This window comes from Puniceispirillum sp. (SeqCode) (assembly GCF_965657105.1).
Taxonomy (GTDB): Bacteria; Pseudomonadota; Alphaproteobacteria; order Puniceispirillales; family Puniceispirillaceae; genus Puniceispirillum.
The window spans coordinates 1-24,971 of sequence record NZ_CBFHNB010000027.1; the positions used below are offsets into that span (position 1 = coordinate 1).

Here is a 24,971-nt window from a genome sequence, read left to right on the forward strand (position 1 = left end):
CCGATTTTATCAGTGCACATATTGACACCGTGCTTGGCCGATTGACCATTCTGGCCACGCCAGACGCCGCGCCGTCAATGACAATCGCTACGCCAACAGACAAGCTCATTGAAACACCGCCTTCATCTGAAGCAATGTCCCCTGTTTCAACGGGTGAGGCTTCAACGGGTGAGGCTTCAACGGGTGAGGCTTCAGTTGAACCGGATATGAAAGCAGAAACCGTATCAGACTCTGCGCCAGCGCCAGTTTCTGAATCTGCGCCAGTTTCTGCACCTGTTTCGGAAACAGTTTCCAAAACGCCGCCTGCGCCCGCAGGTCTGACTGGTGCGGCCAGAGGCATTGCCTATATGCTGTTCGAGCGTTTGGGTTCACTACCGACAGCCGAAGTCGGACATTTGACGCGGGCGATGCATGATGCTGACAAGCCACGTTTGGCGCGTCTAGGTATCCGCTTTGGCGTTGAAAGCCTGTATATGCCTGAAATGCTGAAACCGGCACCTATCGCTTTACGCGCTTTGCTCTGGAATCTGGATCAGGGGTTTTTGTCTATTAATGATTTTGCTATCGAGCCTCCAGCTGGTCGTGTTGCCATTGATGCGCCAGAAGGTGTTGATGATAATTTCTGGCTGGCGGTTGGCTATCGCCGGCTTGGTGGTCGTGTGATGCGGGTTGATATGGTTGAGCGTGTGGCAATGCTAGTTCGAACCGCCGCGCGTGATGGCAGCTTTAAACTGACTGAAGATATGCTGTCGCTGGCGGGGGCAACGCGTGAACAGATGGGCGCCATGTTGCTTGATCTTGGTTGTGTCATTGTGGGTGAAGAAGCATCGGAAGATCCAGAAAAACCGCCGATCCAGCTATTTGAACGCAAACGCAAAGTCCGCCCTCAGCGTGCATCTAGCCGTGGCAAACAGCCCCCGAATGGCACAGATACTGCTGCGAAAGCAGATGGTGCCAGCAAACCGGGGCAGTCTAAGAACGCAAAAGCACAACAGGGGCGCGGCAAATCAGACAGAGGCGGGGCTAAAAAACGGCCACCAAACCAATCCCGAAATCAACCGCAAAACCGGCGACCTGCCGAAAAACAGGCAGATCCAAATTCGCCCTTTGCGGTGCTTGCAAATCTGAAACTAAAGGACTGATGGCTGATTGAAAGACACTCCATTGGCGGATGATACAAAGGCCCTTCGGCTAGATAAATGGCTTTGGTATGCGCGGTTTTTCAAAACCCGCAGTTTGGCGACACAGCTTATTGCCAGGGGCAAATTACGCTTGAATGGCGAAGTCATGACCAAGCCGCATCGCACGGCGGTAGTGGGACAGGTATTGACCTTTGTGCAACAGAATGATGTGCGGGTTATCGAGATTGTGGCGTTGGGACAACGCCGTGGACCAGCAAGCGAGGCGGTAACGCTTTATAATGATCTGTCGCCGCCTGTTGTCACTGCCAAGACTGTTGACAAAACCATAAGGGATTTTGAAGACCGGACAAGGGGCAGCGGCCGCCCCACCAAAAGACTGCGCCGCGAAACCGATCAATTGAAAGCCATTCATCTGGCAGACGAGGAATAGATGCTGAATAAACTAACAAGCTGGGTAAAAACCTATAATGAAGTTGCCGAAACACCTAATGACGATGCTGAATGGGCGACAACTGTTGCTGGGCTTTTGATCGAAGCGGCAATGGCCGATGGTACACTTGGCGATGCCGAGCGTACGGCGATTGCCACCGCGCTTGAACACCAGCTATCGATGACACCTAATGTCATTGACGATATGATTGAGACAGCACGTCAAGACTATGATGATCGTGTCGAGATTTCCGGCATTACCCGTCAGATCCGCAATGATACCGATGCCGAAGAACGCGCCATTATTATGGAAATGATCTGGATGGTAGTGCTGGCTGATGGCGTGTTGCATGATTACGAAGCCCAACTCATGCGGCGGCTTGCAGGTTTGCTGTATATTGATGATGCCGCCTCTGCACATGCGGCAAAAAGCGCCCGTGCGCGTCTGGGTCTTGAAGCCTGATCTAATTTGGGCTAAATCTTTAATGTCTTGCTAAAAACATCAAAATGCGTTTGCAGCCTTCGGGCCAGCCTATGGGATTGTCTGACATGACCTATATCGTCAATGAAAACTGCATCAATTGCAAATATACCGATTGCGTCGAAGTGTGTCCGGTAGATTGTTTTTATGAAGGTGAAAATATGCTGGTCATTCATCCAGATGAATGTATCGATTGCGGTGTTTGTGAGCCTGAATGCCCGCCCGAAGCTATCTTGCCTGATAGCGAGCCGGAAGCCGAAAAATGGCTTGATCTAAATCGTGACATGTCTGAAATCTGGCCAAATATCGGTCAAAAGATTGATGAACTGCCAAATGCCAAAGCAGCCGAAAGCGAAACGGGTAAATTTGATAAATATTTCACAAAAGCGCCCGGAAAAGGTAGCTAGCATCAGCCGCTGACCCAAACCTAGCTATTTTACTAGCTTTTTTAAAGGGGCCAGTCATAACGACATCGGTCGAATCAATAACAAATTTATCGATTTTTCGATAAGCTATTGATGTGGTCTAGGTCACATTTAGATGCAATTGTCATATGGGCCAGATTTGTGTATAATGTGATCTGCATTTATCGGCTACATATTTGAATGTTGTCTTAGCAATGTTGGTTTGACTGGCACCAAAGGGCTGGTTTGCACATCGCTAGACAGCATATGGCTGTTGATTATTGATATAACATAGTGGCTCATGGCTACAATTGTCTCGAAGCAGACATTAGGGAAACAAAATGGCACGTAAATCAGACGCCGCCTTCGAAGAAGGCGATTTTGTTGTATATCCAACCCACGGTGTTGGCAGAATTCTTGGAACTGAAACACGCGAAGTTGCGGGTATTGAACTGGAAATGCTTGTGGTGCGCTTTGAACAGGATCGCATGACATTGCGCGTGCCGATGGAAAAAGCCAAGACACTTGGTCTACGGACGCTTAGCTCAAGCAAACAAATGGATCAGGCCATCACCACGTTACAGGGTAAAGCGCGTGTGCGTCGGACTATGTGGTCACGCCGGGCGGCCGAATATGAAACAAAAATCAAATCAGGTGATCCGGTTTCGATTGCCGAAGTTGTCCGTGATTTACACCGGCGTACAAACCAATCTGAACAATCCTATTCCGAGCGGCAAATGTATCAGGCTGCGCTAGAGCGTCTGGCGCGTGAATATGCTGCGATTGAAAAGATTGATCAAGATGCGGCGGCATTAAAGCTCGAAGACATGATGGCTGAGGCCGCTTAACGTCCTTTGGTTTGGGCGAATTATCCCACCCTGTTTTCAGGCATGTAAATGGTGAGAATGATCAATATCAAGTGATGACAAACGCGTTTATTCAGGACATTGATCTTTTTGATCCGGTTATGCCTTTTCAAACAGGCTGGCTGGAACAACAACAGCATCGAATCTATTTTGAACAATGTGGTAATGCTGATGGCATTCCTGTTCTGTTTTTGCATGGGGGGCCAGGAGCAGGCATTTCGCCTGTTCACCGGCGGCTGTTTAATCCAAATAAATTTCGGACAGTTCTGTTTGACCAGCGTGGATCAGGCCGATCAACCCCGCTGGGCGCAACCGCCGATAATACAACCCTGCATTTAATTGAAGATATTGAAACACTGCGTAAACAGCTAGGCATTGATCAGTTTCTATTGTTTGGTGGGTCATGGGGCAGCACCTTGGCATTGGCTTATGCCATCGCCTATCCGGAACATGTTCAAGGTTTGATATTGCGGGGCATTTTTCTGGGTAGTGACGCCGAAGTGAACTGGTTTCTCTACGAAATGGGACGTTTTTTCCCCGAAGCGCATGCTCGTTTTGTTAATTTTCTGCCGCAGAATGAACGTAACAACCTGTTAGAGAATTATTATCATCGTCTGATGAGTGATGATAACATGGTTCATCAACCGGCAGCCAATAGCTGGTCATCCTACGAAACATCCTGTTCGACCTTGCGCGCCGAACAACGTTATGTCAGTGGAAAATCGGCATTGACCATGGCGCGGCTTGAGGCGCATTACTTTATGAATGGCTGTTTTATGCCTGATGGTCACATCATGAATCACATCAAACTTGTGCATCATTTACCAATCGATATAATACAAGGACGACATGATGTGATTTGCCCGCCGATGACTGCCGCTAGTTTGGCGCATCGTTGGGGCAAAATGGCTAAGTTGCAACTTGTTGATAACGCCGGACATTCGACATTCGAGTCGGGTATTGCTCAGGCACTTTTATCTGCCTTGGACGCCTATATTTAACAGGGCTATTTTCTAGGCAGTCAGAAAAGTAAATTAGTATAAACTTTAATAGTTTTGAACATTGGCACCTGCCCAATACAACCGTTAGTAAAAATTTAATTCATCAGGTGTAAACGAAATCATCCTAGGAGATTATGTCTATGGCCAAACTAGATGAAGAACGCACAGAACGAAATTTTCGGATAACGAACAATAACGCTGTTGATATGCATGTGGGCAAACGTGTTCGTTTGCGCCGAACCTTGCTTGGCATGAGCCAGGAACAACTTGGCACCGAACTGAACATAACCTTTCAGCAAGTTCAGAAATATGAGCGCGGCGCAAACCGGATCAGTGCGTCACGTCTATGGGATATTGGTCAGATTCTGGATGTGCCGATTAATTATTTCTTTGACGATATGACAGAAAATACAATGCAAAGTTCACCGCGGCGGGTATCTCGTGGCGGAGAAATTCTGGATCTGGCGGATCAACAAATCAAGGATCCAATGGCACGTCGTGAGACATTGGAGCTAGTGCGCACCTATTATTCGATTGAAAAACCACTTGTGCGAAAACGCATTTCGGAAATGGTCAAATCCATTGCCACAACCCTTGCTGGCGAGTAACATACCATCCTAGCAAGGGGTAGGTGAATGAGCCAGAACGAAACTAAAACCGACAATTTTGAGACCATAAGCTTTGAAGATGCACTGCGTGAGTTAGAGACGATTGTGACGTCTCTGGAACGTGGTGATGTGTCCCTTGATGATGCAATCAAGGCTTTTGAACGTGGCACACAGCTTAAAGCACATTGTCAGGCGCGCCTTGAAGAAGCGCGGATGAAGGTAGAGCAGATTAAATTGCCTGCTGATGGCGCGGCGCCTACCGAAACGACACCGTTCGCATCTGGCGAAGGGTGACCTTTTCCATGACTGATTTTACAGCGCAGCTTGCCACTGACGCGGATCAGTGCGCCGATATGCTGGATATAATTTTTAATGCGCAGTCCATGCAGGCGCCCCGTCTTGTCGAAGCCATGCGTTATGCCGTGCTGAATGGTGGCAAACGAATGCGTGCTGGACTTGTGCTGGGTGCGGCGCGGCTTGCAGCAACTGAAAGTGCTGCCAGCACATATATAGATAGCCGTGCTTTACGCGTGGCGGCGGCACTTGAATGTTTGCATGCTTATTCATTGATCCATGATGATTTACCAGCCATGGATGATGCCGATACAAGACGCGGGAAGCCAAGCTGTCATATAGCCTTTGATGAAGCTACGGCGATTTTGGCTGGTGATGCCTTGCAAACACTTGCTTTTGAGATTCTGGCAGATGACGCGACGCATCCTGAGCCAGCAGTGCGTGTTGCGCTTGTTACAACGCTTGCGCGCGCCTCTGGTCTGGCGGGCATGGCGGGGGGGCAGATGCTTGATCTTCAGGCGGAAACGCGCACCCTGACATTGGCCGAAACAGAACAGATGCAGATGATGAAAACAGGGGCGCTCATTATTTGTGCCGCTACTTGCGGCGCGCTTGTTGGGGGGGCATCATCAACCTTGGCCAGCGCGATAGGGGCCTATGCTGATAAACTGGGTTTGGCGTTTCAGATTGCCGATGATTTGCTTGATTATGACGGTGATTCTGATGGATTGGGCAAGCCGGTGGGGCAAGATGCGATCAAAGGCAAAGCCAGCTTTGTAACGCTTATGGGTGTGGCAAAGGCCAAAACCGAAGCTGCCAACCTGATTGATAATGCGCAGATGGCATTGGCGCCATGGCAGGATGCTGCGGCCTATCTTCGGGCTTTGGCTGGCTTTGCTGTTGCTCGCCGATCCTAGGATCTGACGTTCTGATAAATGTCGTAAATTTGACTCCAGCCATAAATACGGTAAAGATAATAAAGTCTAGCCTTCAAAATCTGGCGGCAACCCAATATAGTAATGCAAGCATGTAAGCTGCCTGACATGAATGGACTGATATAGATGACCGTTAATAATAATACACCTTTGCTTGATAAGATTTCGGCCATCAAGGATTTGCGACGTCTTCCTGAAACGGATCTTCAACGTCTAGCCGCTGAATTACGTCATGAAACGATCCGCGCGGTTGCCAAAACAGGCGGACATCTTGGTGCTGGCCTTGGCGTTGTCGAACTGACTGTTGCTTTGCATTATGTATTTAACACGCCTGATGATCGCCTGATCTGGGATGTCGGGCATCAGGCCTATCCACACAAAATTCTGACTGATCGTCGTGATCGTATCGAAACCCTGCGACAACGTGATGGTTTATCGGGTTTTACCAAGCGTGATGAATCTGAATTTGATCCCTTTGGAGCCGGGCACTCATCAACGTCAATTTCCGCTGGTCTCGGCATGGCTGTTGCCAGTGATTTGCAATCAACACCACGCAACGTCATTGCGGTTATTGGCGATGGTGCGATGAGCGCAGGCATGGCCTATGAAGCGATGAATAATGCGGGTGCGTCCGATAGCCGCCTGATCGTCATTTTGAATGATAATGATATGTCGATTTCACAGCCAGTTGGCGCGATGAGCAGTTATTTGTCCCGCCTGATTACATCGGAACCATTCCATTCCATTCGTGATCTTGTCCGCGAAGTGACCAGCAAGTTTCCAGCCGAAATAGAGCGTACAGCGCGCCGTGCAAAAGATGTTGCGCGCGATCTTATCGGCGTCAATTCGGTCTTTAGCCAGCTTGGTTTTATGCATATTGGGCCGCTTGACGGGCATGATGTGCACCAGCTGCTGCCGATTTTGAAAAACCTGCGTGATACCCATACAAACGGGCCTGTTTTATTGCATGTAGTCACCGAAAAGGGTCATGGGCATCCTTTTAAAGACCAATCGCATGAAAAATATCACGCGGTTCCAAAATTTGACATCATCACCGGTACCCAGCAAAAGGCGGCTGGCAATGTACCGAACTATACCTCGGTTTTTGCCAATAGTCTTATTAAGGCGGCTGAAGCCGATAGCAAAATTGTGGCGATAACAGCGGCGATGCCGTCAGGAACCGGGCTTGATAAGCTCAAGGCAAAATTCCCTAGCCGTGTTTTTGATGTTGGCATTGCCGAACAACATGCTGTGACCTTTGCCGCGGGTATGGCAAGCGAAGGCATGAAGCCTTTTTGCGCACTCTATTCAACCTTTCTGCAACGTGGCTACGATCAGTTGATCCATGATGTATGTTTGCAAAATTTGCCGGTGCGATTTGCGATTGATCGGGCGGGTGTTGTTGGCGCTGATGGCGCAACGCATGCAGGTATTTATGATGTAGCCTATCTGTCCTGTTTGCCGAATATGGTGATCATGTGTCCTTCGGATGAGGCTGAATTGACGCATATGGTGGCAACCTCGGTTGCCTATGATGATGGGCCATCAGCGTTGCGCTATCCGCGTGGCGAGGGTGTCGGCTGTGAATTACCCGATAAAGCCGAAATTTTGCCAATTGGCAAAGGGCGGATGATTCGTGAAGGTGACGATATTGCTATCTTATCATTGGGAACGCGGCTGGCTGATTGTCTGGCGGCAGCTGATTCAATGGCGGCACAAGGGGTGAACGTCGCGGTCGCTGATGCCCGCTTTGCCAAGCCGCTTGATTCTGATTTGCTGGGGCATCTGGCAACAAATTACCGCCAGCTTGTAATCGTTGAAGAAAACAGCCCGGGTGGCTTTTCGGCGCATGTGATGACATATCTGACCAATCACGGCTTGCTTGATACAGGGCTAAAGGTGCGGCTTATGACCTTGCCGGATATTTATATTGAACATGACAGTCAGGCTGGCCAACTCGCGCTTGCGGGCATAGATGCTGCAGGTATCGAACGTATGCTAACATCTTTGTCCAGCACGTCAGCTTCGGGCAAAGCTAGCACGCTGTAAAAGGCCTTTTTTGATTTAGATTTTTGGCTGTCTCAGCCATGTTTGTTTACCTTTATTGTTACAGTTTGTTTTGTGTCCAAAGCCAAGTCTAAACGTTATGCGGCCAACCGCCCCATCCAGCAGAAATCGTCAAAACGCCGTGCTGATGCGCTGTTGGTTGAGGCTGGCCATGCCACTTCGCGTGAGCGCGCCCAGAGTCTGATTGACGAAGGCGGTGTCTTTGCCGACGGGTTTTTGGTTAGCAAAGCGGCCAAGCTTCTGTCGCCTGATTGCGTCTTTGACGTGCGTTCGGCAGGTATAAAATGGGTCAGCCGTGCAGGGTTGAAACTTGTCGGCGCGCTTGATCATTTTACCGGTATTTCGCTGGCGGATAAACTGGCACTCGATATTGGTGCCAGCACAGGCGGTTTTACCGAGGTCATGCTGGCGCATGGGGCGGCGCATGTTGTCGCGCTTGATGTTGGCAGTGCCCAACTTCATGAGACGCTAGTCCGCGATCCCCGTGTCACAGTGATGGATGCAACCAATGCCCGCCATCTGACTGCTACTGATATGCCTTTCGCACCTGATATTATCACCTGTGATGCGTCATTCATTTCGCTGACCAAGGTCTTGCCTGCGGCAATGGCACTAGCTGCCCCCGATGCCGTGTTGATCGCGCTGATCAAACCACAATTTGAAGTTGGTAAGGGGCTGGTTGGTAAAGGCGGCATCGTACGAGACAGCGTCTTGCATGACAAAGTTGTTACCGAAGTTAAAGCGTGGCTTTGTGACGATATGGGCTGGCGACTGATTGGTGTTACAGATTCACCAATAGACGGGCCTGACGGGAATAAGGAATTTCTGATAGCGGCGCAAAAACCGGCTTAGCGCGGCAGTATCGCGCATTGGGCATGGTGGCGCATTAACATATCGGCCAGCACCAACGTCATCATCGCTTCGGCAACAGGCACACCGCGAATGCCTACACAGGGGTCGTGCCGACCCTTGGTTATGATTTCAACATCCTTGCCATCTTTATCGACGGATTTGCGGGGTGTTAGTATCGATGATGTTGGTTTGATCGCCACGCGTGCAACGATTTGCGCACCTGACGAAATGCCCCCCAATATGCCACCAGCGTGATTGCTGTCAAAAGCTGGGTTGCCATCTTCCATATGCATTTCATCGCCAGCGTGGCTGCCATCCATTGCGGCCAGATCAAAGCCACTTCCAATTTCAACACCTTTGACCGCATTAATACTCATCATTGCCGCGGCAATCTCGGTATCAAGCTTGCCATAGACTGGCTGTCCTAATCCGGCTGGAATGCCATCAGCGACAATTTCCAGAATCGCCCCTGCTGATGAACCAGCTTTGCGAACATCATCGAGATAGCTTTCCCATGCAACAGCTGCTGTGGCATCGGGACAGAAAAATGGGTTATTATTGCATTCATCCCAGTCCAGATTTCCGCGGTCAATTTTATGCGGGCCAATCTGCACAACGCCGCCTCGGACACCAAAATCAGCGCCTAGAGCTTGTTGCAGAAATATATTGGCAATCGCACCTGCGGCCACCCGGACGGCGGTCTCGCGTGCCGATGATCTGCCGCCGCCGCGATAATCACGGATACCGTATTTCGCCTGATAGGTGTAATCAGCATGGCCTGGGCGGAATTGGGTGGCGATATCGCCATAATCCTTTGACCGCTGATCCTTGTTTCGGATCAAAAGCCCGATTGGCGTGCCGGTTGTCTTGCCTTCAAAAACGCCTGACAGAATTTCAACTGTATCATCTTCCTTGCGCTGAGTGACAAAGCGGTTTTGCCCTGGTTTGCGCCGGTCAAGATAGGGCTGTATGTCAGCCTCAGACAATGTCAGATTCGGCGGCACGCCATCGACCACGCAACCAATAGCAGGGCCATGGCTTTCGCCAAAGCTAGTAAAATTAAAAAGTTTGCCGAAGCTGTTATCGCTCATGTCACACTACAGAAATGTCAGGCGCGTCTACCGCCTTCATGCCGACGACGTGATAGCCGCAATCGACATGATGCGTTTCACCGGTCACGCCAGACGACAAGTCTGACAACAGATAGGCACCGGCACCACCAACATCATCAAGCGTTACATTGCGTTTCAATGGTGAATTATATTCATTCCATTTCAGAATATAGCGGAAATCGCCAATACCGGATGCGGCCAGCGTTTTCATCGGGCCGGCAGAGAGGCCATTGACGCGGATATTGCGTCCGCCCAGATCAACAGCCAGATAGCGGATTGATGCTTCCAGCGCAGCTTTGGCAACACCCATGACATTATAATGTGGCATCACGCGTTCGGCACCATAATAGGTCAGCGTCAACAATGATCCACCTTCATTCATCATAGCGGTAGCGCGGCGCGCAACGTCGGTAAAGGAATAGACCGAAATATCCATCGTCCGGCTGAAATTATCGCGGCTGGTATCAACATAGCCACCTTTCAGCTCTTCCTTATCCGAATAGGCAATCGCATGTAGCACAAAATCAAGCTTGCCCCATTTATCGGCCAATGTCGCGAATAGCGCGTCCATACTGGCTTCATCGGTAACATCACATGGCAGAACAATATCACTGCCAACCGAGGCGGCTAACGGTACTACACGCTTTTGTAAGGCTTCACCCTGAAAAGTGAAGGCAAGTTCTGCGCCTTGTTCGGCCAGCTTGGCGGCAATTCCCCATGCGATGGAACGTTCATTAGCCACGCCCATAATCAGGCCACGTTTTCCCTGCATGAAACCTGTTGTGGTTTGATTGTCCATTACCCTTATCCCTCTGACTAAAATTCGTGCGGCCCAGGTGTCCCTAGTGCCTTTATAAAGATTTGTGCCAGTTCATAGCATCTTTTGGGTTAAACCGCTATTGTAAAGCCTTGTGAAACAAGCGCAATAGCAAGGCTAGAAAAACATCCCTATGCTATGCGCTTTCGGTGCGCCAGAATGTCTGTTTAAAAACAAATAAAGGGCAGAAACAAAGTTTCCACCCTTAACTATTTATTATATTTTTTCATTATAATTCCGGCGTGCGTTACCGCATATTGCCTAGCAAAGCAAATATCTAGCGAATAGAATAGGCGATGCTTTTACGAATTTCGACGCGTGATCCGGTTGACAAAGGTGCGCTTGTTTCAAGTGTAATAATTCGTCCGTCCACTTCGATTGTGTTGCGATAACCGGTTACTTTTTCGATATTTTCCTTGATCATCACGGTTTGCACTGAACAAACTTCCTGTTGGTTATAGCCAACAATCTTTTGCCCTTTATTGTTCTTTTTGGCATGTTCTCGACCAAGTAAAGCACCAGCAACGGTACCGGCAGCGCCAGCACCATTATTATCCGACATTTTATTACCGACGGCTGATCCGATCAGGCCGCCAATAATCATGGCGCCCAGATCCGAGCTTTCCCCCTGCGCTTCACCATAGATAGGCACATTTTCATTACGGCAAGTGCGTTGGTCGGTTGGTGTTTCTCTTATGTAACTTGTGGTGAGTGAATCCGATTGTATCACCGTGCCGATGGCGGTTTCAATCCGTGTCTCGGCGGATGCTGTCGGTGCAACAAGTGAACCAGCCACCAAAAGAGAAAAAACAGCCGGCATGAACAAGACATTATAGCGACGTTTTTGTGTTACAAGCTTCAACATTTTACGATCCTGATCTGTTAGCCCATATCGATCTATTATAGATATGTATGATATTAAAATATGGCAATTATATGTTTTGGCAAATAATATAATAAATAATTGATGACCATGATATGTGTCAGGTGGCAATGCGTCGCACCTATTGTTGTCATGACGCTAACATACCATTTAAAAAATTAGGTCAGCTTTGGCTTCAAATACCCTTTTAAGGAGTGCATAAAGATGGAAATTCTCGCAGGAACTGATCCGTTTGGTTTGTTTCAAACGTGGTTTGACGAGGCGGTAAAGGCCGAAATCAACGACCCAGATGCCGTTGCGCTGGCCTCGGTTGATGCTGATGGCATGCCGTCGGTGCGGATGGTGCTGCTCAAGGAATGGTCACCTGCCGGTTTTGTGATTTATACAAATTACGAAAGCCGTAAGGCCGATGAATTGCTGGCAACCGGCAAGGCTGCCTTTTGCATCCATTGGAAAAGCCTGCGGCGTCAGGTACGTGTGGTCGGCCCTGTTTCCAAGGCTGATCCAGCACAGTCGGATGCCTATTTTGCATCTCGTGGGCGGGGTAGCCAGATTGGTGCTTGGGCTTCAGCCCAGTCACGCCCACTTGCCAGTCGTGATGATCTTGCCGCCCAGGTGCGCGCTGTTGAAGACCGTTTTCCGGACATGGTGACGCGGCCGCCACATTGGGGTGGGTTTTCGATTGATCCACAGGAAATCGAATTTTGGGCGGATGGCGAACATCGTCTGCATGACCGTTTCAAATTCACCAACGATGGCAAAGCTGGTTGGGATATTCAGCGCCTAAATCCATAGCCAGCTGAAACGCGCGTAAGATAGCGACAGATACCACATCACAAGCTTTATAGCCTGATTGTGTGACTAGGTATCGGTTTTGTCGATTTTAGCCTAAATTTGGGTAAATTCTGTCGGATGAAAAATGCTTTTCATCCAGCCTATGCATAACATCCATACATGATATTAGATACCGCGTTGCAGGCGGTATTGATAAATGATTTACCAGTTTTTAGGAGGAACGGCATGAAATCACATGCTCGTGTTGTTGTAATTGGTGGCGGTGTTGTTGGTGTCAGTACGCTCTATCATCTGGCCAAAAAAGGCTGGACTGATGTCGCTCTGATTGAGCGTAAGGAACTAACATCCGGATCGACATGGCATGCAGCTGGTTTGCTGCCACTTTTCAACATGTCCTATTCAGTTGGTCAGATTCATAAATATTCTGTCGCGTTTTATCAGCAGTTACAGGAAGAAACCGGCATGAATGTTGGCTTCCGCAAAGTGTCGAATATTCGTCTGGCCACAACGCGTGACCGGATGGACGAATATCGTCAATATGCGGGTGTTGCCAGCACAATCGGTATCGATGTTGATTTTCTGACCCCGGAAGACATTGTCAAATATTGGCCATTATGTAATCCCGAAGGCCTGATTGGCGCGATTCGTCATCCCGAAGATGGCTATATTCAGCCTGCCGATTTGACTCAGGCGCTGGCGCGTGGCGCCCGTGACCGTGGTGCAGAAATCTACCGCAATACAACGGTAACGGCTATTTCGCGGACAGCTTCCGGCGAATGGAAAGTCACCACTGATAAAGGCGAGATCACCTGCGAACATATCGTATCGGCAACAGGCAACTTTGCGCGCAAAACAGGCCAGATGGTTGGCCTGAATATCCCTGTGATTCCGGTTGAACATCAATATATTGTTACCGAAGCGCATCCAGACATCAAAGCACGGCATGACGCTGGTGAGCCAGAGATGGGCGTCCTGCGGGACTCGGATGGTCAATGGTATATGCGTGAAGAGGCTGGTGGTCTGATTCTGGGGCCCTATGAAAAAAATGCGCCAGCCTGTTACGTCGATGGGCCAAGCGATGATTCCGAATATGAACTGTTTCAGGAAGATTTGGAACGGCTTGAGCCGCATATTGAATGGGCAATGCACCGAGTGCCTATTTTTGGCGAGCTTGGTGTCAAAAAGGTCTATAATGGCGCGATTGCCTATACACCTGATGGCAACCCCATCATTGGTCCAGCATGGGATGTGCCGAATTACTGGCTCAATGAAGGTCACAGTTTTGGTATTACCGCTGCTGGTGGGGCAGGTTGGCAGCTTGCTGAATGGATTGTCGAGGGTGAGCCTACCATCGATATGCTTGGCGTTGATCCACGTCGCTATGGCAGTTACACAACGCAATCCTACCTCAAGGTCAAGAATGAAGAAGCCTATGCGAATGTATTCACCACCCATTATCCGGATGAAGAGCGTGAAGAGGGGCGTCCATTACGCACCGCGCCATGCTATGACCGGCTAAAGGCGCTTGGCGGGGTATTTGGCCAGAAATTTGGCTGGGAACGTGCGAACTGGTTTGCGCCCGAAGGTGTCGAGGCTGTTGATGACTGGTCATTCCGCCGTTCAAAATGGTTTGAGCATGTCGGCAATGAAGTCAGAAATGTAGCTGAAAATGTCGGTGTTCTTGATATGAGTGCCTTTGCCAAGGCACGTGTTTCTGGGCCTGGTGCCGAAGCCTTTCTGGATTATATGATTGCCAATAAATTACCCAAGAAAGTTGGTCGTGTTGCTTTGTGCCATGCGCTCACTGACCGTGGCGGTGTGCATTCTGAATTCACCATCCAGCGTGAAAGTGCCGACAGCTTCTATCTTGTTTCGGCAGGTGCAAACCAGCGCCTTGACCATGACTGGCTAAAAAAGCATATGCCTGACGATGGGTCAGTGCGCTTTGAAAATATTACCAATGCGGTTGGTGTTCTGGTTCTTGCGGGGCCAAAATCACGCGATCTTCTTGCCAAGATCACCCGTTCCGACCTCAGTAACGAAGCGTTTCCATGGTTGTCGGCTCGGATGATCGATGTGGGGCTGGCACCGGCAATGGCATTCCGGATGAATTTTGTTGGCGAACTTGGTTGGGAATTGCATCATCCAATTGAATATCAAAATCATATCTTTGATGCGATCATGAAAGCTGGCGCTGAATTTGGCATCAAGCCGTTTGGTATTCGCGCGATGGATGCGATGCGTCTGGAAAAGTCATACCGTCTTGTTGGCACTGAATTGTCGATTGAATATGCGGCACTTGAAAGTGGTTTACAGCGCTTTGTTCATCTCAATAAAGGCGATTTCAAAGGCCAGAAAAATCTGGCCGCTTGGCAGGCTGATGGTTTTGCCAATGCGCTAGTTACATTACATGTGCATGACACAACCGACGCCGATGCGATTGGCAATAACCCGATTATGACGCCCGATGGCACCGTTATTGGACGCGCTACAAGCGGTGGTTATGGCTTCCGCCTTGATAAATCACTGGCGATTGCTATGGTGCGACCTGATTTGGCAGTCGTGGGTACTGAATTACTCATTGATGTGCTGGATCAACGCCTGAAAGCGACTGTTATCGATGAATCTCCATACGATCCGAATAATGAAAAATTGCGCGCCTAGAGTACGTTATTGGTAATCTGTTAAGACGAGGATAAACAATGTCTGAAACACAGCCTAGTGAAAGAAAAAGCCGCCGTGGCGGTGGTCGTGATGCTCGGCGTCAGATGCGGGCGGCAGGGGCTGCAGGTTTATCGGCGCCCTTTATCACGCGCGAGATCGATCCGGTAGATATTCTTAGTGAGGAAGCTACTGAAATTATTGAATATAATGCCGAAACCATCCTTGAAGAAATCGGCATCGATTTTCGTGACGATCCAGAAGCGCTTGATATTCTGCGTAATGCTGGTGCTGACATCAAAGGTGAGAGAGTGCGCTTTCCCCGTGGGCTTGCCCGTCAGCTATGTGCGACCGCGCCAGCCAGTTTTACACAACATGCACGTAATCCCGAACGTTCGGTTGAAATTGGCGGTAATAAGACGGTCTTTGCGCCGGTCTATGGCCCGCCCTTTGTTCGCGACCTCGAAGGTGAGCGTCGTTATGCGACGATGGAAGATTTCCGCAATTTCGTGAAGCTGGTTTATATGCATCCGGGATTTCATCATTCGGGTGGCACTGTCTGCGAACCGGTTGATCTGCCGATCACCAAGCGTCACTTGGAAATGATTTATGCGCATCAAAGCCTGTCTGATAAGCCCTATATGGGGTCAGTCACTGCGCCAAGTCGGGCTACTGATACAGTCGAGATGTCGAAAATATTATTTGGGGCTGATTTTGTCGCCGAAAATACGGTTGTGACCAGCCTGATCAATGCCAATTCGCCGATGACCTGGGATGATACGATGCTGGGCGCGCTCAAAGTTTATGCGCGTAATAATCAGGCGGTGATTACCGCGCCATTTATTCTGGCGGGGGCTATGTCGCCGGTATCAGTTGCAGGTACATTGGCTCAGACATTAGCCGAAGCGATGAGTGGTATTGCCTTTACCCAAGCGGTCAATCCGGGGGCGCCAGTCATCTTTGGCAGCTTTGCCAGTTCGATGTCGATGCAAACAGGTGCGCCAACCTTTGGCACGCCGGAACCAGCCAAGGTTCTTTATGCCTGTGCCAAGCTTGCACGGCGGCTGAATGTACCATTTCGGTCTGGTGGCTCTTTGACTGGATCAAAGACAGCTGATGCACAAGCGGCTTATGAATCAACACATACGATTATTCCAACCGTCATGGGTGGGGTTAATTTTGTCCTGCATGCGGCTGGCTGGATGGAAGGTGGTTTGGTTGCTGATTATGCCAAGCTATTGCTTGATGCCGATCAGCTGACCATGATGCAGGATCTTGTAAGTGCCATCGATGTCAGTGAAAATGGCCAGGCCATGGATGCTTTGCGCGAAACGGGCCCTGGTCAGCATTTTCTTGGATCTAGCCATACACAGGCTAATTTTGAAACTGCCTTCTGGCGTTCCGAGTTGGCCGACAACACCACCTATGAGCAATGGTCTGCCGACGGCGCGGCCGAAAGCAACGAACGCGCGCGCAAACGTGTTGCCGAGATGCTGGAAACCTATGAAGCCCCGCCGCTTGATCCCGCCAAGGATGAAGAATTGCGCGCTTATATCGCTACCCGTATGGAAGACCTGCCAGACAGCGATTTTTAGGGCATTTATCTAGGCTTTGAAATTAAATCCATATTCCAGCGACGCATCTGCCATCCAGTCAAGCAGATAGGCGGCAAAGCTCGTCCGGCATATAATTGTCATGCTGTCATCCGGCATCGCCAGCAATGTGATCGCGGCATGAGACAGCATGGTTTGTGCGGATTGACTTGGTGTGAACTGGCTTGGATGCAGATCAAGCGCACAGCCTTTGGCCAGCACCTTTAATAAGGCAGGCCCGGATAGGCGAAATGCACAAAGGCTATCTGTGACATTGGTGATAGCGGCGCGCTGGCCGTTCTTGATTTCCGATGCAATGATGCCGTGCAAATCATGTTCCTTACCGGCTTCGCACAAGATCAGGAATTCATCTGGCCCCAACCAAACAACATGGCGTTCGCCAGCCGATACAAAGCTATTGGCTTTTCGTGGCAGATTGCAACCAGTCGCCATATTGACAATGGGATTGATCCCCTTGCCACCGCGCAAATTCAATTTACCAAGATGCTTTAACTCACGCATCTGTAGCCCAATTTTACCACCTTCGGGGTTAGGTATCGTTATGTTATCTCGTCCAGACATGGGTGTGCGTCCGGGAATTTGCATAGCATTATTAGCCATCGATGCGCTCTCCTTTCGGATCAAAAAACACAGTATCGGTTATTTCGGCCTCGATAACGTCTCCATCCAGCATAGGCAGAAAGACCGTCTGTCCCATCATATTATGGCCGCCTTTCAGCATTGCCATAGCGATCGAGCGGTTTACATTTGGCGAAAAGTAAGACGATGTAACCTGTCCGAGCATCTCCATAGGCATAGGTTGATCGGGATCGACTACGACATGCGCACCTTCGGGGATCACCCGTTTTGGATCCTTGGTTTGCAATCCAACCAGCTGTTTGCGGTTTTCCAGTGCCATTGACTGGCGAGCCAAGGCACGCTTGCCGATAAAGTCGGGTTTCTGCTTGGAAACGATCCAGTCCATATTCAGATCGGTTGGTGTTACCGACCCGTCGGTTTCCTGTCCGACAATGATAAAACCCTTTTCGGCACGTAGCACATGCATGGCTTCGGTGCCATAGGGGGTTATATCATGGGCTTTACCAGCCTTCATCAGATGCGTCCATAGCGCCAGACCATGGCGGGCATGAACATTGATTTCAAAGGATAATTCACCGGTAAAGGAAATACGGAAAATTCGCGCCGGAATGCCACCAATGTGACAATCCTGCATCGACATAAATGGGAAGTTGTTTGCTGACAGGTCAATATCGATCTGCGCATCTTTGAGAATGTTAGCCGCCTTTGGCCCTGACAATGTTGCCACGGCCCATTGTTCGGTGACTGAGGTCAGATACACATCCAATTCTGGCCATTCTGTTTGCAGCCATTCTTCCATCCAGTCCAGAACGCCAGCTGCACCGCCGGTTGTCGTGGTCATATGAAAATGGTTCTCGCCAAGCCGCGTGGTCACACCATCATCCATGACCATGCCATCATCCTTAAGCATAAGCCCATAGCGGCATTTACCAATCGCCAGCTTTGACCAGCCATTGGTATAGATACGGTTTAGAAATTCGGCAGCGTCTTTACCTTGGATATCAATCTTGCCAAGCGTTGACGCATCGAGGATGCCGGCACTCACGCGGGCGGCGCGTACTTCGCGGTTGACCGCGTCAGACATGCTTTCACCGTCTTGCGGATAATACCATGCTCGCATCCATTGCCCGACATGTTCGAATCTGGCACCGGCTTTGCGGTGCCAATCATCCATTCGGGTCAATCTGACCGGATCAAATAGTGCGCCAATATCGCGGCCAGCAATGGCACCTATATTCGTTGGCGTATAGGGCATTCTGAAGGTTGTGGTGCCGACTTCGGGAATTTCACTTCCCAATGCATCGGCCAGAATCGCCAGCGCATTTATATTTGATGTTTTGCCTTGATCGGTGCCCATACCCATTGTGGTATAACGCTTTAGATGCTCGACTGACTGATAGCCTTCACGCGCGGCAATGCCAATATCGGTCGCGGTGACGTCATTCTGAAAATCGACAAAGGCTTTAGGGCCTTTGCCAGCGTCACTGCCATTAGTGATTTTCCAGGCTGGCAATGGACGCCAGCTTTGTTTGAATGTTTCAACATCTGGCATATCGGCGTCTTTACATTTGTAACCAGCGGCAATGGCCGCTTTGGTGCCGCTTCGCATGCCGTCTTTCATCGCGATGGCCAGATCAAAGCTACCATTACAGGCACCGGCATTGAAACAGGCTTCATGTACGCTTGATGGCTTGAAGCACAGCTTGGTGTCGTCCCATTGCAATTTGCCTCGTGCTTGCGAATGCAGATGCACAGCAGGCGACAATCCCCCCGATATCGCCAGCAGATCAACATCAAAATGAAGCTGATCGCCAACCACTTGGGTGGCATCTTTATTGACCGGTGCCACCTCAATACGGGCGATCCGTTTGCCGCCATGTGCGATTGTTACGGCATGTCCTGTCAGCACATCAATGCCAGCACGCTTTACCGCAGTTATCAAGGCACTACGTGGATCAGTCCGCAGATCGACTATGGTCACATAGGCACCCGCTTCATGCAGTGCCAGCGCGGTTCTATAGGCATCGTCATTATTGGTAAAGACAGCCGTGCGGTTCCCCGGCACAACACCGTAACGGTTGATATAGCTACGCACAGCACCGGCCATCATCACGCCTGGCAAATCGTTGCCGCTAAAGACCAATGGACGCTCATGGGCACCTTGCGCCAGGACCACCTGCTTGGCGCGTACTTTCCACAGCCGCTGGCGCGGCAAATGCGCTGGCCGTTCTTCCAGATGATCGGTCACACGTTCATTCAGCGTCAGATAGTTACTGTCCATATAGCCAAAAACGGTTGTCCGCGGCAATAAAGTCACTTCGGGCATGGTGGCTAATGTGGCCACTGTCTTGGCAATCCATGTGCTGGCAGAATCGCCATCAATTTCAACATCATTCTCGCTGAGCAGCCAACCGCCAAATTCATTCTGTTCATCGGCCAGAATAACACGGGCACCACTGCGTCCGGCTTGCAATGCTGCCATCAGGCCGCTAGCGCCACCACCGGCGATCAACACATCGCAATGGGCGTTGGTTTTTTCATAGCGATCAGGGTCATTATGGTCATCGGCAACCTTGCCAAGGCCAGCTGCATTGCGGATCACATGCTCATAGGTCATCCATAATGAAGCAGGCCACATGAAGGTCTTATAATAAAATCCAGCCGGAAAAAACCGGCCAAGCAGCGAGTTCACCGCGCCAACGTCAATATCCAATGATGGAAAGCGGTTTTGGCTTTCGGCATATAGCCCGTCAAATAGTTCAATTTGCGTCGCGCGCAGGTTTGGTTCGGCATAAGCGCCTTTGCCAAGCCGGATTAGCGCGTTTGGTTCTTCCGATCCAGCCGACAGAATACCACGTGGACGGTGATATTTGAACGAACGCCCAACAAGATGCACATTATTCGCCAGCAAGGCCGAAGCAAGCGTGTCGCCTTCATAACCCTGATAAATTCTGCCATCAAAGGTAAAGCTGATCGGTTTGGCGCGGTTGACACGTCCCATAGTGGCAACCCGGCATGTTTGCTTTGCAGGGGATTTTGACTTTCCAAATGCCATTACCGAATTCTCCCTTTACTAGCTGATGCCTTTGCCGAGCCAGTCTTTGCCGATGTAGTCTTTGGCGATGCCGCTTTTTCGGCTGGGCTTTGCCGCCGCCAGCTTTTTTTAAAGGCACTAGCCGCAGGTTTGCTTTTGGGTAAAGCCCCCATGGGATAGATTTCGACGATCTCGTGGGTTACCGTATCGCGTGCAACATTGAACCAGCGTCGGCATCCGGCGGTATGGCGCCAGCGTTCCAGAAATAAGCCCTTGGGATTATCACGCAGAAACAGATAATCAGCGAATTCAGCATCGGTGATATTATTCTCGGCCAAGGGGCGGGCAATATGCGCTTCACCGCCACAGGCAAATTCGGCTTCTTCGCGGGGGCCGCAATGGGGACAATCAATAATCAGCATCGTTGGTTTCCTATTCCCTAATGCGCCACGCCAGCAGCGCCATGTTCGTCAATCAGCAATCCGGTCTGGAAGCGGTCAAGCGAATAGGGGGCGGCAATTTTGTTAGGACGGTCATTAGCAATCAGATCGGCAAAAACATGACCTGATCCTGGTGTGGCTTTAAAGCCGCCAGTACCCCAGCCACAATCGAAATAAAGCCCGTCAATATCGGTCTTTGAAATGATCGGCGACGCATCAGGGCAGGTATCAACGATGCCACCCCAATGCCGCAGCATGCGCAGACGCGACAACACTGGAAACAATTCAACAGCGGCGGCCAGCATATGCTCAGGCACGGGAAATGATCCACGCTGGGCATAGGAATTATATTTATCGACACCCGCACCTAGCACCATTTCGCCTTTATCAGACTGACTGATATACATATGCACTGCGTTTGACATGATCACGGTATCGAGTATCGGCTTGATTGGCTCGGATACTAATGCTTGCAAAGGACGGCTTGCCAAGGGCAGACGGATACCGGCCATTTCGGCCACAACACTTGAATGGCCAGCAACAACACAGCCAACCTTGCCAGTTTTGATATAGCCGCGCGTTGTTTCGATGCCAACAATCTTGCGCCCCTGTCGGCGTAATCCGGTAACTTCGCATTTCTGGATGATATCAACCCCCAGATCATCTGCCGCGCGCGCATATCCCCATGCCACGGCGTCATGTCGTGCGGTGCCGCCGCGTTTCTGTAAAAACCCACCCATAACCGGATAGCGGATTGATTGGTCAATATTTATACAGGGCACAAACGCCTTAATTTCCGCAGGGCCTAGAATTTCTGAATCAATTCCGTTCAGGCGGATCGCATGCACCCGACGTGACATTTCGCGCACTTCATGTTCGCTATGTGCGATGGTCAGAACGCCACGTTGGGAAAACATCACGTTGAAATTAAGATCCTGCGACATACCTTCCCATAATTTCATCGAATGTTCATAGATCGCGGCTGACTCATCCCACAGGTAATTTGAGCGGATGATGGTGGTGTTTCGGCCTGTATTGCCGCCGCCAAGCCAGCCTTTTTCGATGACGGCGATATTGGTCATGCCATGCACAGCTGCCAGATAATAGGCTGTAGCTAGGCCATGCCCACCACCACCAATGATCACCGCATCATATTCGGCTTTGGGTTCGGCGTCGCGCCAGGCGCGTTGCCAGTCCTGATGGTAACTCATCGATTGCCGCGCAAGGGCAAAGGCAGAATATTTTTGTTTGCCGCCTGGCAGTCCGCGATTACCTCGATCAGGCTGGTTTCCGGCCATGTCATCCACTCCTAAATCACCATGTTTGCCCAGATATTGAACCGGGACATTTGTTGCTAAATGCAGCATCACACACTGCGCTTTGGCCAGGTCGATCCCTGTCTTGTCAGCGACGCGGGTTTTGTTTCTTTCGACATGCGCACCAAACGAAACGCTAATAGCCTCGATTTCGGCGCAATCTCACAGTCAATAACAATTTCCGCACCCGAAGAATAGCAAAATCCGCTTTGAAACTGACATCAAAAATATAAAATCCCCGAAACCAGAATTAAATTTAAGCTACTGCTATGCGTAAAGTTGCGCGTGCTTGACGCTGGTTGCGATTATGCCATTATTGGGCATGGTCAGCATCATCTTGCCGTCCTATGATGACCCCTTTGATGCAATAGCAAATGATATGAGGAGCGCCCCATGGCTGTTATAAATTCGATCGCTGACCGACATGACGATATGCGTGGCTGGCGGCATCTTCTGCATGCGCATCCGGAAATCGCCTATGAGGAAGTCTGGACCTCGGATTTTATCGCCGACAAGCTTGCATCCTTTGGTATTGAGGTGCATCGCGGCATGGGCAAGACGGGTGTTGTTGGGGTTTTACGCGGCACAGGCAACAGTGATGCGGCGATCGGCTTGCGCGCTGATATGGATGCCTTGCCGATGCAGGAATTGAATGAATTTGACCATGCCTCGCAGATAGATGGGCGTATGCATGCCTGTGGTCATGATGGTCATTCGACTATGCTTTTGGGGGCGGCGCAATATCTGGCTGAAACACGGAATTTTGACGGCACTGTCTATTTCATTTTTCAGCCTGCCGAAGAAGAAGGCGCCGGAGCCAAAGCCATGGCTGATGATGGTCTGTTTACCCAGTTTGACATGCAAACGGTCTGGGGTATGCATAATTGGCCGGGGGTTGATGTGGGCACTATCGGGGTTCATCGTGGGGCTTGTATGGCGGCGGCTGATATGTTTGACATTCGCCTCAATGGTGTTGGCGCGCATGGCGCTATGCCGCATCAGGGGGTTGATCCGATTATTTGTGGGGCTGCCTTGGTGCAATCTTTGCAAAGCATTGTTTCACGCCGGGTGTCGCCTTTATCACCGGCGGTTGTATCGGTCACGATTTTTGAAGCTGGCAGTGCGATGAATGTTATTCCGGGTACCGCGCGTCTGGCGGGGACAGCTCGCGCTTTTTCGGCAGATGTGCGGGCGTTATTGGAAGCGTCCATTCGCGAGATTGCCGCCACCACCGCCGCGGCGCATGGATGTGGGCTTGAACTTGACTGGATCGCGGGTTATCCGCCAACCGTCAACCATCTGGCCGAGGCTGATCGCGCCGCCTCTGTTGCCGCGTCTGTTTTGGGCGATGATAAAATCGTTACCGATATCGAGCCGTCGATGGCGTCCGAGGATTTTGCCTTCATGCTTGAAGAAAAGCCCGGTGCTTATATCTGGCTTGGCGCTGGCGAACCGCAATCTGATGGTAATCTGCATAATGCGCGCTATGATTTCAATGATGATCTTCTACCCTTGGGTGCCAGCTATTGGGCGCGTCTTGTCGAAACCGAATTGGTCAAATAGCCTCCGTTTGCCGCTTTTGTCACGCCTTCAAAAATAATCAAAATTAACAGAGGCCAATTAACGAAAAATTAAGCCCACCCAGATATAATTTCCAGAAATTGATCTTTTGATCTTGTCTTATGGTTTTTGGATTTTGTTTGGGGGCTTATATGCCTGATGATCTTCGTTTGAATAATTTGGATATGCGCCATCGCCATGCGGCATCATTATCTGTGATGTCGTCATCTGTGATTGTGCGGGCGCTTTTATCAGGTTCCAGCCTTTCTGGAGTGTCCGCATCGGCGGCTAATCCGCTGGCGTCTCGCGTTGCACCTTCTTTATCCCCCGGTATTTGGCCATTGGCACTGATGCTTGCCGCTTGTGGTGGCGGTGGCGGCGGTGCAACGACAAGCGGGACGCCGGCTGCACAGATGCTTTCGCGATCGGGTCAGGTATATGATGGGCCGGTTAAGAATGCAGGCGTTTATGTTGATGTCGATGGCGACGGTAGGCTGAACAAGCAGATTGACTATTTTATCGGCAAGACGAACGGTTCAGGCAATTTCAGCGGATCCATTCCGGCCCAGCATCAGGGCAAACGCTATATCGTCGATCTGACTGGTGCCACCGATCTTGGTGATGATAGCCAGGAAGGTGGGACGGGCGTAAATGCCGACAGACCATTGGAGGGCACATGGCTGGCCCCTGAGGGGGCGAGTGTTGTCTCGGCGCTGACGCACCTGATCGCGACAGGGATTGCAACGCGGGAACAAGTGGTATCCGCTTTCCCAAATTTCAATCCGCTGGTTGACAACCCCTATGGCCCGGCGTTGACCGCGGAAAAGCAGTTGGCATTCGAGGCGGCGAAAAAGGCGTTACCCGGCATCACCAGATTCGTTGAGGAAAATCGCGACCTGATTGAGGAAAACGCCAGAAAGATCAAGGGACTTGAGACCACGGTTGCGAACCTTGAAGAGAAAGTTGGCGCGTTTCAGGATCAACTTGTGGCGATCATTAGCGGAAACAGGCCGGACATTACGCAGTCTGGCACCCTCACCCTGGATTTGACCGAGACAACCAGCAGCACCCACGCCTATACC

22 protein-coding genes and 2 pseudogenes are annotated in these 24,971 nt (G+C 50.4%); 17 read left to right on the plus strand and 7 right to left on the minus strand.

Annotated features, from left to right (window positions below):
* From ACTF7Q_RS05295 to ACTF7Q_RS05345, 11 genes and pseudogenes are all read left to right on the plus strand, one after another.
* Positions 1-1,142 (plus strand): annotated as a pseudogene (locus tag ACTF7Q_RS05295) (disulfide oxidoreductase); the annotation flags it as partial.
* Positions 1,143-1,149: 7 nt separating this feature from the next.
* Positions 1,150-1,572, plus strand: a complete 423-nt coding sequence (locus tag ACTF7Q_RS05300; protein ID WP_438996817.1) for an RNA-binding S4 domain-containing protein — start codon at positions 1,150-1,152, stop codon at positions 1,570-1,572.
* Positions 1,573-2,034 carry a TerB family tellurite resistance protein gene (locus tag ACTF7Q_RS05305; RefSeq protein ID WP_438996818.1) on the plus strand — a complete coding sequence of 154 codons (462 nt, stop codon included), beginning with the start codon at positions 1,573-1,575 and terminating at the stop codon, positions 2,032-2,034.
* An 86-nt stretch (positions 2,035-2,120) separates the two neighbouring features.
* Entirely contained in the window at positions 2,121-2,459 is a 339-nt protein-coding gene (gene fdxA, locus ACTF7Q_RS05310; protein WP_438996819.1) for a ferredoxin FdxA, read from the plus strand.
* Between the two features lie 338 nt (positions 2,460-2,797).
* A complete protein-coding gene (locus ACTF7Q_RS05315) occupies positions 2,798-3,304 on the plus strand; it encodes a CarD family transcriptional regulator (RefSeq protein WP_013045942.1) in 507 nt (168 codons plus the stop codon).
* Positions 3,305-3,378: 74 nt separating this feature from the next.
* Positions 3,379-4,323 carry a prolyl aminopeptidase gene (pip, locus tag ACTF7Q_RS05320; RefSeq protein ID WP_438996820.1) on the plus strand — a complete coding sequence of 315 codons (945 nt, stop codon included), beginning with the start codon at positions 3,379-3,381 and terminating at the stop codon, positions 4,321-4,323.
* Between the two features lie 140 nt (positions 4,324-4,463).
* Positions 4,464-4,931 (plus strand): helix-turn-helix domain-containing protein, encoded by a 468-nt coding sequence (locus tag ACTF7Q_RS05325; RefSeq protein ID WP_438996821.1) that lies wholly within the window; start codon positions 4,464-4,466, stop codon positions 4,929-4,931.
* A gap of 27 nt (positions 4,932-4,958) precedes the next feature.
* The gene (locus tag ACTF7Q_RS05330) at positions 4,959-5,225 is read left to right on the plus strand and encodes an exodeoxyribonuclease VII small subunit (protein ID WP_438996822.1); all 267 of its coding nucleotides are present in this window, start codon (positions 4,959-4,961) and stop codon (positions 5,223-5,225) included.
* 8 nt (positions 5,226-5,233) lie between these two features.
* Complete coding sequence (locus ACTF7Q_RS05335; RefSeq protein ID WP_438996823.1) at positions 5,234-6,142, plus strand: polyprenyl synthetase family protein; 909 nt, start codon at positions 5,234-5,236, stop codon at positions 6,140-6,142.
* A 144-nt stretch (positions 6,143-6,286) separates the two neighbouring features.
* Positions 6,287-8,209, plus strand: coding sequence for a 1-deoxy-D-xylulose-5-phosphate synthase (gene dxs / locus ACTF7Q_RS05340; protein WP_438996824.1), 1,923 nt, complete (start codon positions 6,287-6,289; stop codon positions 8,207-8,209).
* Positions 8,210-8,281: 72 nt separating this feature from the next.
* The gene (locus ACTF7Q_RS05345) at positions 8,282-9,079 is read left to right on the plus strand and encodes a TlyA family RNA methyltransferase (RefSeq protein WP_438996825.1); all 798 of its coding nucleotides are present in this window, start codon (positions 8,282-8,284) and stop codon (positions 9,077-9,079) included.
* On the opposite strand, the gene aroC is transcribed toward ACTF7Q_RS05345, so the two are convergent.
* From aroC to ACTF7Q_RS05360, 3 genes are all read right to left on the minus strand, one after another.
* A complete protein-coding gene (gene aroC / locus ACTF7Q_RS05350; protein ID WP_438996826.1) occupies positions 9,076-10,170 on the minus strand; it encodes a chorismate synthase in 1,095 nt (364 codons plus the stop codon). The genes ACTF7Q_RS05345 and aroC overlap by 4 nt on opposite strands.
* 1 nt (position 10,171) lies before the next feature.
* A complete protein-coding gene (gene fabI, locus ACTF7Q_RS05355) occupies positions 10,172-10,990 on the minus strand; it encodes an enoyl-ACP reductase FabI (protein WP_438996827.1) in 819 nt (272 codons plus the stop codon).
* A gap of 295 nt (positions 10,991-11,285) precedes the next feature.
* Complete coding sequence (locus ACTF7Q_RS05360; RefSeq protein WP_438996828.1) at positions 11,286-11,873, minus strand: hypothetical protein; 588 nt, start codon at positions 11,871-11,873, stop codon at positions 11,286-11,288.
* A gap of 222 nt (positions 11,874-12,095) precedes the next feature.
* Here ACTF7Q_RS05360 and pdxH point away from each other — a divergent pair, with 222 nt between their 5' ends.
* The 3 genes from pdxH to ACTF7Q_RS05375 all read left to right on the plus strand — a co-directional run bounded on the left by pdxH (position 12,096) and on the right by ACTF7Q_RS05375 (position 16,942).
* Complete coding sequence (gene pdxH / locus ACTF7Q_RS05365) at positions 12,096-12,686, plus strand: pyridoxamine 5'-phosphate oxidase (protein WP_438996829.1); 591 nt, start codon at positions 12,096-12,098, stop codon at positions 12,684-12,686.
* 225 nt (positions 12,687-12,911) lie between these two features.
* Complete coding sequence (locus ACTF7Q_RS05370) at positions 12,912-15,350, plus strand: GcvT family protein (protein WP_438996830.1); 2,439 nt, start codon at positions 12,912-12,914, stop codon at positions 15,348-15,350.
* Positions 15,351-15,388: 38 nt separating this feature from the next.
* Positions 15,389-16,942 (plus strand): trimethylamine methyltransferase family protein, encoded by a 1,554-nt coding sequence (locus ACTF7Q_RS05375; protein WP_438996831.1) that lies wholly within the window; start codon positions 15,389-15,391, stop codon positions 16,940-16,942.
* A 9-nt stretch (positions 16,943-16,951) separates the two neighbouring features.
* On the opposite strand, the gene ACTF7Q_RS05380 is transcribed toward ACTF7Q_RS05375, so the two are convergent.
* The 4 genes from ACTF7Q_RS05380 to ACTF7Q_RS05395 are packed head-to-tail and all read right to left on the minus strand — an operon-like array spanning position 16,952 to position 22,311.
* The gene (locus ACTF7Q_RS05380) at positions 16,952-17,560 is read right to left on the minus strand and encodes a sarcosine oxidase subunit gamma (RefSeq protein ID WP_438996832.1); all 609 of its coding nucleotides are present in this window, start codon (positions 17,558-17,560) and stop codon (positions 16,952-16,954) included.
* Positions 17,553-20,594 carry a sarcosine oxidase subunit alpha gene (locus ACTF7Q_RS05385; RefSeq protein ID WP_438996833.1) on the minus strand — a complete coding sequence of 1,014 codons (3,042 nt, stop codon included), beginning with the start codon at positions 20,592-20,594 and terminating at the stop codon, positions 17,553-17,555. The genes ACTF7Q_RS05380 and ACTF7Q_RS05385 overlap by 8 nt, the downstream gene beginning before the upstream one ends.
* Complete coding sequence (locus tag ACTF7Q_RS05390; protein WP_438996834.1) at positions 20,594-20,995, minus strand: sarcosine oxidase subunit delta; 402 nt, start codon at positions 20,993-20,995, stop codon at positions 20,594-20,596. Before ACTF7Q_RS05390 ends, ACTF7Q_RS05385 begins: the two co-directional genes overlap by 1 nt.
* Positions 20,996-21,012: 17 nt before the next feature.
* Entirely contained in the window at positions 21,013-22,311 is a 1,299-nt protein-coding gene (locus tag ACTF7Q_RS05395) for a sarcosine oxidase subunit beta family protein (protein WP_438996835.1), read from the minus strand.
* 60 nt (positions 22,312-22,371) lie between these two features.
* On the opposite strand from ACTF7Q_RS05395, the gene ACTF7Q_RS05400 reads away from it, so the two are divergent.
* The 3 genes and pseudogenes from ACTF7Q_RS05400 to ACTF7Q_RS05410 all read left to right on the plus strand — a co-directional run.
* Positions 22,372-22,527, plus strand: coding sequence for a hypothetical protein (locus ACTF7Q_RS05400; protein ID WP_438996836.1), 156 nt, complete (start codon positions 22,372-22,374; stop codon positions 22,525-22,527).
* A gap of 195 nt (positions 22,528-22,722) precedes the next feature.
* Positions 22,723-23,892 (plus strand): M20 aminoacylase family protein, encoded by a 1,170-nt coding sequence (locus tag ACTF7Q_RS05405; protein ID WP_438996837.1) that lies wholly within the window; start codon positions 22,723-22,725, stop codon positions 23,890-23,892.
* A gap of 149 nt (positions 23,893-24,041) precedes the next feature.
* A pseudogene (locus ACTF7Q_RS05410) lies at positions 24,042-24,971 on the plus strand (hypothetical protein); the annotation flags it as partial.

What these genes read in the sequence shown, in the direction of transcription:
- ACTF7Q_RS05305 (WP_438996818.1), top strand. Translation starts at nt 1,573, where the DNA reads ATGCTGAATAAACTAACAAGCTGGGTAAAAACCTATAATGAAGTTGCC.
- fdxA (WP_438996819.1), top strand. Translation starts at nt 2,121, where the DNA reads ATGACCTATATCGTCAATGAAAACTGCATCAATTGCAAATATACCGAT.
- ACTF7Q_RS05315 (WP_013045942.1), top strand. Translation starts at nt 2,798, where the DNA reads ATGGCACGTAAATCAGACGCCGCCTTCGAAGAAGGCGATTTTGTTGTA.
- pip (WP_438996820.1), top strand. Translation starts at nt 3,379, where the DNA reads ATGACAAACGCGTTTATTCAGGACATTGATCTTTTTGATCCGGTTATG.
- ACTF7Q_RS05325 (WP_438996821.1), top strand. Translation starts at nt 4,464, where the DNA reads ATGGCCAAACTAGATGAAGAACGCACAGAACGAAATTTTCGGATAACG.
- ACTF7Q_RS05330 (WP_438996822.1), top strand. Translation starts at nt 4,959, where the DNA reads ATGAGCCAGAACGAAACTAAAACCGACAATTTTGAGACCATAAGCTTT.
- ACTF7Q_RS05335 (WP_438996823.1), top strand. Translation starts at nt 5,234, where the DNA reads ATGACTGATTTTACAGCGCAGCTTGCCACTGACGCGGATCAGTGCGCC.
- dxs (WP_438996824.1), top strand. Translation starts at nt 6,287, where the DNA reads ATGACCGTTAATAATAATACACCTTTGCTTGATAAGATTTCGGCCATC.
- aroC (WP_438996826.1), bottom strand. Translation starts at nt 10,170, where the DNA reads ATGAGCGATAACAGCTTCGGCAAACTTTTTAATTTTACTAGCTTTGGC.
- fabI (WP_438996827.1), bottom strand. Translation starts at nt 10,990, where the DNA reads ATGGACAATCAAACCACAACAGGTTTCATGCAGGGAAAACGTGGCCTG.
- ACTF7Q_RS05360 (WP_438996828.1), bottom strand. Translation starts at nt 11,873, where the DNA reads ATGTTGAAGCTTGTAACACAAAAACGTCGCTATAATGTCTTGTTCATG.
- pdxH (WP_438996829.1), top strand. Translation starts at nt 12,096, where the DNA reads ATGGAAATTCTCGCAGGAACTGATCCGTTTGGTTTGTTTCAAACGTGG.
- ACTF7Q_RS05370 (WP_438996830.1), top strand. Translation starts at nt 12,912, where the DNA reads ATGAAATCACATGCTCGTGTTGTTGTAATTGGTGGCGGTGTTGTTGGT.
- ACTF7Q_RS05375 (WP_438996831.1), top strand. Translation starts at nt 15,389, where the DNA reads ATGTCTGAAACACAGCCTAGTGAAAGAAAAAGCCGCCGTGGCGGTGGT.
- ACTF7Q_RS05380 (WP_438996832.1), bottom strand. Translation starts at nt 17,560, where the DNA reads ATGGCTAATAATGCTATGCAAATTCCCGGACGCACACCCATGTCTGGA.
- ACTF7Q_RS05385 (WP_438996833.1), bottom strand. Translation starts at nt 20,594, where the DNA reads ATGGCATTTGGAAAGTCAAAATCCCCTGCAAAGCAAACATGCCGGGTT.
- ACTF7Q_RS05390 (WP_438996834.1), bottom strand. Translation starts at nt 20,995, where the DNA reads ATGCTGATTATTGATTGTCCCCATTGCGGCCCCCGCGAAGAAGCCGAA.
- ACTF7Q_RS05395 (WP_438996835.1), bottom strand. Translation starts at nt 22,311, where the DNA reads ATGGCCGGAAACCAGCCTGATCGAGGTAATCGCGGACTGCCAGGCGGC.
- ACTF7Q_RS05400 (WP_438996836.1), top strand. Translation starts at nt 22,372, where the DNA reads ATGCAGCATCACACACTGCGCTTTGGCCAGGTCGATCCCTGTCTTGTC.
- ACTF7Q_RS05405 (WP_438996837.1), top strand. Translation starts at nt 22,723, where the DNA reads ATGGCTGTTATAAATTCGATCGCTGACCGACATGACGATATGCGTGGC.